This is a genomic window from Kitasatospora sp. NE20-6 (assembly GCF_045862635.1).
On the sequence record NZ_BPRL01000014.1, the window covers coordinates 20,579 to 29,129 of the forward strand.

8 protein-coding genes and 1 pseudogene are annotated in these 8,551 nt (G+C 66.4%); 2 read left to right on the plus strand and 7 right to left on the minus strand.

Going from position 1 to position 8,551, the window contains the following annotated elements; genetic code table 11:
- Nucleotides 1–202 precede the first annotated feature (202 nt).
- The 4 genes and pseudogenes from SNE206_RS14740 to SNE206_RS14755 form a co-directional block, all read right to left on the minus strand.
- Entirely contained in the window at nucleotides 203–517 is a 315-nt protein-coding gene (locus SNE206_RS14740; protein ID WP_407913784.1) for a DUF6980 family protein, read from the minus strand.
- A gap of 61 nt (nucleotides 518–578) precedes the next feature.
- A pseudogene (locus tag SNE206_RS14745) lies at nucleotides 579–755 on the minus strand (cation transporter); the annotation flags it as partial.
- A 1-nt stretch (nucleotide 756) separates the two neighbouring features.
- Nucleotides 757–1,107, minus strand: coding sequence for an ArsR/SmtB family transcription factor (locus SNE206_RS14750; protein ID WP_407913785.1), 351 nt, complete (start codon nucleotides 1,105–1,107; stop codon nucleotides 757–759).
- Entirely contained in the window at nucleotides 998–1,738 is a 741-nt protein-coding gene (locus SNE206_RS14755) for a hypothetical protein (RefSeq protein ID WP_407913786.1), read from the minus strand. Before SNE206_RS14755 ends, SNE206_RS14750 begins: the two co-directional genes overlap by 110 nt.
- Before the next feature lie 16 nt (nucleotides 1,739–1,754).
- Here SNE206_RS14755 and SNE206_RS14760 point away from each other — a divergent pair, with 16 nt between their 5' ends.
- The gene (locus SNE206_RS14760; RefSeq protein WP_407913787.1) at nucleotides 1,755–2,699 is read left to right on the plus strand and encodes a helicase associated domain-containing protein; all 945 of its coding nucleotides are present in this window, start codon (nucleotides 1,755–1,757) and stop codon (nucleotides 2,697–2,699) included.
- A gap of 42 nt (nucleotides 2,700–2,741) precedes the next feature.
- On the opposite strand, the gene SNE206_RS14765 is transcribed toward SNE206_RS14760, so the two are convergent.
- Genes SNE206_RS14765 through SNE206_RS14775 form a run of 3 tightly spaced genes read right to left on the minus strand, consistent with a single transcriptional unit; the run spans nucleotide 2,742 to nucleotide 6,630 of the window.
- Nucleotides 2,742–4,691: an AAA family ATPase gene (locus tag SNE206_RS14765; RefSeq protein WP_407913788.1), complete on the minus strand. Its 1,950-nt coding sequence runs from the start codon at nucleotides 4,689–4,691 to the stop codon at nucleotides 2,742–2,744.
- Entirely contained in the window at nucleotides 4,691–5,263 is a 573-nt protein-coding gene (locus SNE206_RS14770; RefSeq protein ID WP_407913789.1) for a hypothetical protein, read from the minus strand. Before SNE206_RS14770 ends, SNE206_RS14765 begins: the two co-directional genes overlap by 1 nt.
- The gene (locus SNE206_RS14775) at nucleotides 5,260–6,630 is read right to left on the minus strand and encodes a dsDNA nuclease domain-containing protein (RefSeq protein ID WP_407913790.1); all 1,371 of its coding nucleotides are present in this window, start codon (nucleotides 6,628–6,630) and stop codon (nucleotides 5,260–5,262) included. Before SNE206_RS14775 ends, SNE206_RS14770 begins: the two co-directional genes overlap by 4 nt.
- Nucleotides 6,631–7,655: 1,025 nt before the next feature.
- Here SNE206_RS14775 and SNE206_RS14780 point away from each other — a divergent pair.
- Nucleotides 7,656–8,273, plus strand: coding sequence for a hypothetical protein (locus SNE206_RS14780; protein WP_407913791.1), 618 nt, complete (start codon nucleotides 7,656–7,658; stop codon nucleotides 8,271–8,273).
- Nucleotides 8,274–8,551 lie beyond the last annotated feature (278 nt).

Consider the following 8,551-nt stretch of genomic DNA (forward strand, 5'->3'; position numbering starts at 1 on the left):
TGGGGACCGATTGGCGGTCGGCCTCGCGACGCTGGCCGCGTCCGTCCGGGAGCACGGCCATGGCCCGCCAGGGCGGGCCCCGGGCGCGGGGTGGGCGACACGGCAGGGGCCTGTGCGGGCCCGTTGACGCAGGGCCCGGCCCGTACGGGCCCGCACGTCTCTAGGACGTGCCTCGAAAGTGGATCAAGGAGCTGTCGAGCAATCATTCCTGAGGCAGTGAGGCGAGCCAGCGACTGTCCAAGAACTCGGCAGGGACCTCGTCTTCCCACGGATCGATCCCACGGCTCTCCAGTTCGTCGAACCATCGGTCCCGCTGCGACTCCGGGAGGCGTTGTCCGCACCAGGGGCAGAAGTCGATCCCGATACTCGACGTGCCGCCGTCATGGATGATCAGCCCGTACTCCTGGAACCTGGCGCTGAATTCAATCAGCGCATCCGGGCAGGTGAAGGGGTCGTCGTGCTGGTCGCAGCGGCTGTTCACCCGGCTCGTCATCGCCTCGCAGCAGTGGTCGGTCATGGCCTCGGCTTCTCGTTGATCGACGTCAGGACCAGAAGTAGACCACGGTCCGGGATGATCACAAGATGGAGTCCAGGCCGAAGCCAATCAGCGCCGTGGAGGAGGCGACGGTGCCGACCGTGATGGCGACGATCGCCTCGATCACGTTGTAGGTGATCGTGGCGGCAACCAGCAGCCGTATGCGCTTCGCGAGCGCGTCGCGGCGGGCCTGGGACGGACCCAGGGTGAGCATCGCCATCTCAGCAGCATCCCTTCTCGTCGGCGTCGGCGCAGGTGCGGTCTTCGGCGACCGCGACAACCGCGGTGCGCAGGTCGTCCAGGGCGTGGCCGAGCCGGGCGTCGGCGAGTTCGTAGCGGGTGCGTCGCCCGACCGGGACAGGGGCGACCAGGCCGCAGTCCCGAAGGCAGGCCAGGTAGTTGGAGAGCCAGGTGCGGGAGACGCCCAGTGCCTCGGCCAGGTCGGCGGGGTGGGCCGGGGCCTCACGCAGGGCGAGCAGGATGCGGCAGCGGATCGGGTCTGCGAGCGCGCGGCCGAACCGCGCCAGGACCTCGACCTCGGAGATGAGAGTCAGCGCGCCCCGACGATACATAGAAACCTGAATTCAGAAAACCGTGTCCAGCCGGAGGCGTGCCCCTCCGGTTGAGGGCGGTGGCCTCCAAGATGCCCTCCTTGTAGCGGCCGGCCTCGCCCAGCAGCCAGATCCGCAGGTCGCGGACGTGGTCCGGGTGCTCCTTGACGTATTCGTCGGTGCGCTCGTCAAGGAGTTCGAGTGCCCGGCCGGGTCGTCCGTCGTCGACGAGCAGTTCCAGCGCCCACTGGAGAAAGTTCCCGCAGTCGTAGTACTCATAGGTGGGCCGGCCCGTCTCGACGGCTTCGTCGACCCTCCCATGGCGGACGAGCAGGCGCATCAGCGCCGCCCGGTCCTTCGGGTGGTCGTGGGCCTCGATACCGTTACGCAGCACGGCCTCCGCCTCGTCCGCCCGCCCCGCATCCTCCAGCGCCTTCGCATACACGTCGAGAGCCGAGCGGTGGTCCTCGACGGCCAGGGCCCCCAGCTCCTCGATCAGGCCCTGCCAAGCGAGGAGCTCCGCGTAGCCCTCCGGGAAGTTGACGGGGTGCCGTCGCCCCGAGGCCCTCTCGGCGCGCAGGACCTCGACGGCCTCGTCCGTGCGCCCGGCCCGCTCCGGCCGGGGCGAGGCGCAGCTGCTCCAGTTCTCCACCCAGCGGGATCCGGCGGTGATCGCGGCGTTCGTGCGGACCCGGGTGCTGGAGCCGGAGCGGGCCGAGTTCCGGCGGGGCCTGGAGGAGCTGCTCACCTACAAGACCGCCTTCAGAGACGTGAAGGTCGCCTACGCGTACACCGCGCCGTCCGGACACCGGCTCGGGGTATGGGTGGCCGACCAGCGCCGCTACAAGGCCGCCGACGCCCTCGACCCGGAGCGCGTCAAGGAGCTGGACGGGCTCGGCATGATCTGGTCGGCGTTCGACACCGCCTTCACCGACAACCTGACCGCGGTCGCCGGGTACGCGGCCGAGCACGGGCACGCCTGCCCGCCCAATGAGGCGGTGTGGGGCGGCCGGCCGGTCGGGACCATCATGAAGAACCTGCGCACCGCGCAGCGGCGCACCGAGGCGCTCCAGTGCCGTGCCGAGGCCGGCGAGCAGAGCTTGAACTGGACCGGGGCGCTGACCGCCGACCGCAAGGCTGCCCTGGACGAGATCGACCCGGTATGGTGCCCGTCCTGGTCGGTGGAACGGCAGCGGTGCTTCGCCCTGGCCTGGCGCCACATCAAGGAGGGCGGGACGGTGGCCAGCGCAGAGCCGGGCAGCATCGTCGTCCAGGGCGAAGACCTCGCCGGATGGGGCCGCGCCCAGCAGGTCGGCTGGGACAAGCTCAGCCCCGCCCAGCAGTGGGCGCTGGAGCACGTCCTCGGGCTGGAGCCACTGCCCGAGGAGCAGAAGCCGGCCGGGAAGGTCAGCCACGCGGAGAAGGAGCAGCGCAACCTCGCCGCCGCCCAGTACCGGGCCCGCGAGGGACACCTGAACGCTCCGCGCAAGCACAAGGAACCGCTGGTGCTGGCAGACGGCACCACCGTACAGATCAGCCTCGGCCTGTTCATCGCCGACATCCCCGCCGAGCGCGCCGCACGGCTCACCACACTCGGCATGCGCTGGGAGTAGAAGGGGTGCCAGCCGTGGCACAGTCCAGTCCTCTCCTTCGCATCACCGCTCCGGGCGCGTCACCTCATCCTCGATACGGGCTGTGTGGCCGGGGCCAGGGTGGACCACGCCGGGGACCAGAGGGTTGGTGTAGTCGAGTTCAATCTTGCCAAATGTGTCACTGGGAACCGGTGCTGTGTCGTTGTCGGCAACGATCAGTTGGAGGGATTCGCCATAGGTGTCAGCAAGGATCTTGAAACGATCGTAGATCCGGCGGCCCCGCTCTTGGTCATCTGGATTGTTACCGAAGGCCCTTCGCGGGGAGTCGATGATCAAGAGAGAGGGGATCAGCACGTCAGGGTGAGTCAGGCCGAACTCGAGGAGCGCCAGGCTGTAGGCAAGGTTGACACAGGCGTTAATACCGCCGCCAGACGCCTGGAGGTCCTCAAACTGCGTTTCGTTAACAACCGGCAGATATGTATTGGGGTCTACGACCGCTGATTGAACCTCCCATGGCGGCTGAAAATTCTCAAGGATCACGCGAAAGGAGGTGCTGAGCTGTGCGACCAGGGTCTGCCGACTCTGGAGTTCAGCGTTGCGAGCCTTAATCGCCGCGTTGACGTCCTTGCGTTCGGCGGTGACATCGCGAACAGTCTGGTTGATCGAGCGAGCGCGGGCCCAGAATTCACGCAGTTGTGCCACCGCATCGATGGTCGCCTTGAGCGTGGCGACCCGGGCGCTGGATTGAGAAATCGCGTCGAAGCGAGGTGCCACCGTGTCGCGGGTTAGCGCATCAAGCTGCCGACGCAGGGTGGTGGCGAGGAAGTCAGCCTGCTCAGCGCGTTCTCGTGCACGCTGCAGGACATGCGTGTCAGCGGCCTGGACTGCTTGGGCGTCCTGGAGCTGCTCCTCCAGTGCTGTGCGGGTTTGTTGCACGACGGCGGGATCGACATCTGCGTCATGTGGATCGTGTTGCAGACAGACAACACAGTGGTCCGTGGGAACCAGCCTGTTCTCCAGACGCTGCATGCAGCGCGGGCAGACTACGAAGTCAAAGGGGGAGAGCATCTCAATGGCAGTGGCGGAGCGCTCGAGGCGGGCGAGGTCGAGACTCACCTGGGCAACGACGGCTGCTCGTGCTTCGACCAGGTCACGAGCGCTGAGTACCTCCTGAGAGGCGTGTCGGGCTGCCTCTACCGCCCGGCCCAAGTCCTGACGCAGGACGGTGTCTGCGGCCGCAGTCTCTTCCAGTTCGAAGCGCAGGGAGGCCAGAGTGGAATCGGCCTGGCCGAGCATTTCGCGCAAGCCGGTGAGCTCGGCCCGTAGTTCCTCTTCGCTGCGGGAGTCAGAGGCTTCCAGGAACTGCGTGACGTTTGCGTACTCGGATTTCTTCTTCTTCAGCTTATCGTCCAGCGCGTTCTTTTCCAGCCGCAGCTCCATGAGGGCGCTGTCGGTGAGGGCGAACATCAGCTTGAACAGCTCTTTGCGCTTACGGTTGAACCAGGTGTCGCGGTGGCCAACGACCTGACTGTCAATGTTGTGCGCCTCCATGTAAATGTAAGCGAAAAGGTTACTGAACGTCAGATCGAGCGATTGCGCATTTCCGTCGCGGGTGCTCGGGATGGATTCGCGGGGGAATCCAATGGATTGGAGGAGGTAGTCCGACAGCGTGTCGCGGCGGTCGGCAGACCGCACGGCAAGTGTCTGGATCAGGGTCATGGTCGCGGGGTCAAGGATGTCGACTTGGCCGGACCGGTCGTCGTTGATGGTCCGCTTGAGGATCACGTGCCGGGTGCCCATGACGACATCGGCGCGCACCGAGTGGACGTGGTCACGCACGGTGGGCGTCAGTCGCGCGGAGCCGCCGATGGCGTGTCTGAGCAGCATGAGCAGGCTGGACTTGCCGGAGCCGCTGGCGCCGCTGATGACGGTGGCCGGCTGGTCGAACCGGTAGGTCTTCTCAGCCGTGGCGGTGGTGACCGTCAGGGAGAGGAAGCGGACGTGGACTGCCATCAGATTTCCGTCCGCCAAGGCCTGTCCACCGCGTCGGGCAGGCGTTCGTAGATAAGGTTCTTCAACGCTGATCCGGTGGTATTGAAGTGCTTCTTCAGTAGGGCAATCCGCTGAGCTACGACAGCCCACTCGTCGGTTGCGGCGAGAGTGTCTGCGGCGATCGCCCCGTCGGCAGTGACACGGAACTCAGCTCGGCCACCTCCGGCGTACGTAATCAGACCGCGGGCAGCCAAGGCACCCAGGACGCTGTAGTAGCGCTGGTCCCATGGGCCGTACTTGTAGCGCGTCATCCGGCTCTCCACCGCAAGCCGCTCCGGGCTCGTGGGCTCCGTGCCTGCTGGCCACAGCAGGTCCCGCTCGGTGAGCAAGCGTTCGAGCATCGCCGGATACCGCAATAGGAAGTCCAGCTTGGCCAGCTTCGTCAAACCATCCAGGCTCTTCTTTGCTGTGGTGAACTCACTGATCAACAGCAGGACGCGGGCTTCGTGGTAGTGGGACTCACGCTGCTCTTCCTGGCGGCCCTCGGCCCTGATCCTTGCAGCAGCCGCGACCTGCTCGCTGCGATTCGTCACGAGGCACCCTCGGCGGAGGCATCGAACGGCTCGGAGAAGTAGAAAAGGCAGTCGTCGGCAAGCTGGTAGGCCAGACCACGAAGGTGCAGCTTGTTGACCTTGAACGGGGGCCTCGCCGACATCGCCTCAGGCGTCAACTGCTGGGCGAGGAGCTGATTCATCCGCCTGCCATATGCCGCGCCGGGCGCCGCCTCCTCCTCCGCGCTTCCGCGGCACTCAAAGACGGTATCTGCCACCTCCAACTTGAGGTTCTCCAGGGCGGCGGCATCGCCTGCCAGGCCTGAGCGCTGCTGGGACCAGGCCACGTACCAGGCCGAGCGAAGCCGCTCAGCATGCGCAGCCTCGTCCGAGGGCACCTGGCCGCGAGCCAGCTTCCGCCCCAGCCTCGCCCCTCCTGGAGCATCGATCGGCACCTGGCCACGCGCATACGTCGGGACAGCCGTCCGCTGATAGACGAACTCCTCCAAGACGGTGTCGCGGTGGAGCCTGCGCCGGGCAATGCGCGCCTGCATCTGCCGGTCGTGCAGGACTCGGCTCGGATCGACGATGTGGGCGGCTAGTTGACCTCGATCGCTCTCATCCCGGTTCGCCTTCTCGATGCGGTTGACCAGATCCCGGTAGGTGGCCTCGGTATCCACTTGATCCAGTTCCAGGCGGGCGATGGCCGGCAGCAGGAACTGCTGGATGTTCGTGTCCGTGATCGAGTGGTCCGGGGACTGGTCGTGGTCGATGGCCAGCACCACCAAGAAGCCGTCGACCTGGTCGACGAAGCCCTCGGGAAGGACGATGTCGTCGACCTTCACCACAGGCGTCTCAGGGATGTTGTCGTAAGGCTGCTTCCATCGGACCTTCAGTAGCTGCCTGGCCACGGCCCGAACCATGGCGTCGCGGCCCACAGTGAGCTCAGGATCCGGGCCGCACATCTTGGCAAGGCCGCGCGCATTGTCCCTCGCCGGGTTCAGCGCCGCACTGGTGAACAAGCGTAGGCGCATGTTGCTCGCACGACCGCACCCGAGCCAGCGATCGAACAGATGGGCAAGCCCTCCGTCTTTGCACAGCTGGGGAATGGTCCAGGCGCCCTGATCGTGCTGGCGATGCTTGACCGAGACCAGCTCGACCGCACCGTCGCTGAATGCGATGACGAAGTCTTCGTGCCACTCACAGACGACGTAGTCGATGCTCTCCTGCGTAAGCATCGCCAGGCAGAACCGCGCCGCCGCCTCCGCCTGGTAGCGGAACAGACCCGCAGTCCTCGAACCGTCGTCCTCTTTCGGCTGGAGCCGAAAGATCGGATGCTCGTATTCCTTTGGACTCTCTGCCGCCCCGGCAACCGTATCGACCACCGCGCCCCCAACGCCGCTGCCCATGCCCTGCACCGGCCATGGAGTCCGTAAGGCCCCCAGGATTACCACAGAATCCATGCAGTACGTGATCGCTTGATTACTTCCGTTACCGGAAAGAACCCAGATCCATCAGCTGCCAGCTGTGGCATTCACGGGACGACCGGCGGCGCAGCGTCCTGGTCGCGGAACTCGCTGGCAGGCCTGGGAACGCCTAGCAATCTTCCGGGGCTGCCCGTGCGCCCCGGCCCCGCCCCACCAGGCCTTCGGGATGCGCTGGGAGTAGAAGGGGGGCCGGACACCGGCCAGGGTGGCAAGCTACCGAGCCTGTCGCCCCGCCGGCCCCTCTCCCCCACCCTCCCCCCTCCTGGCCGGTGGCGCCGCGAAGCGGGGCCGCCGGGCCCCCGCGCAGCGGATAACCACCACGCCGTCGGCGCGCAGCATCAGGTTGCCGGGATCTCGTCTCCGCTCCTGCTCTGCGCGCCTGTTCCTCTCCGGCTGTTCCTCTGCTCTTCGTTCGATACGGCTCCAGCGCCTGGGCTTGTTCCGGCACCGCGGCCGCCGGGAGAAGTAGTCGGCTTCAGCCGGTCTATGGACAAACGGGCTCTGAACTGCGGAAAGGCCCTCTCCGGCGGTATGGGTTGACGCAACCGGGAGTAGCAACCCCGAGAAGCAACCGCGAGTAGCAATGCCTAGTAGCAACCGGCAGAAGCAACCTGCAGAAGTAAGGGGCGTGACGGCCGGCTCGGCAGGGTCATCCGCAGGTCTGTCGGGGCGCGTTGCTTGTTGTCACTGCGGGAAGCCGTGTGCGCCGGTGCGGAGCCCGCCACCTATATGAGGTGCAGTCACAGGACGAGCACCGTGGGGGGAGATCTCTCCTCTCATCCCGGTTGCGACATGGGGGAGAGATCTCCTCCCATGGGCGGTCGGTTGGCGCCTCTCCTGGAGTAGCTCTCCTTGAGGGGAGATCTCTCCCCCCAAGTGCATTGCAAGATATGCATTTTCCATGTATTTTGGTTCTCATCAGGAGACGCCGTCCCAAGGGAGCCTTGATGCCCACCGAGATCACCACCAGCGCGAACCGCAAGCTGTCGGTCGAGATCACCGACGACGCTCAGGGTCGCTCCACCTACGAGGTCTCGCTCCTCACCCGCGACGGCACGTTGACGAAGATGGGGTCGTTCGTGATCCACCCCGACCCCAGGACCGAGCCCAAGGTCGGCCGCGTCTACGTCCAGTTCGGCAAGGGCGACATGGCGCAGCGCGAGCTGCGGGTGGACGTGCCGACGATCGGTCCCGACGGGCCGTTCCTCGTGGGCGAGGCCATCTTCGACCCGTCCGTTATGACCCCGGGCGACGGCCTGTGGCTTCGCTCGGCGGTGTCCGCCCACCCGACGCACGCGCCGCTCGGGCTTCCGTCGAAGAGCACGGCTTCGCGTGCCGGGGACATCGTGGAGGCCCTGGTGAAGCACTGGCTCCACCGCGAGGACTACGCGGCCCTCGGGAGCACGTTCGGTGCGTTCCGTGCGCCGGACCGTCTGGCGGCGGTGCAGGCGAAGATCGCGGTCCTGGAGGCGGAGATCAAGGCCCGGCAGCTGGAGCTGGAGGACTTGATGACGAGCCAGATGATCTACGCGACCGAGCTGGCGATGGCGAGTGAGCAGGAGTAGGCCTCCGCAGTGATGAGGAAGGTGACTTCCAGGGGCGCCCGGCTCGTCGGCCTCCGGCTCTGTGGAATCTTTTTCGTCCCCGACGGTCACACCGGCCCTCGGCTGACCATCTATGGCTGTACGTGATCGACGCCGCACGTACATCCACCCGATTCGTCCCGGACGGCCTGGGATCCGAGCGGGGTGCGGGCATGGACGTGCCCGCACCCCGCTCTGCGACGTCGCACGCCCGGAGGCGGACCGGACTCGTCGCTCTGCCCGGCGGTGTCCCGCAGGGG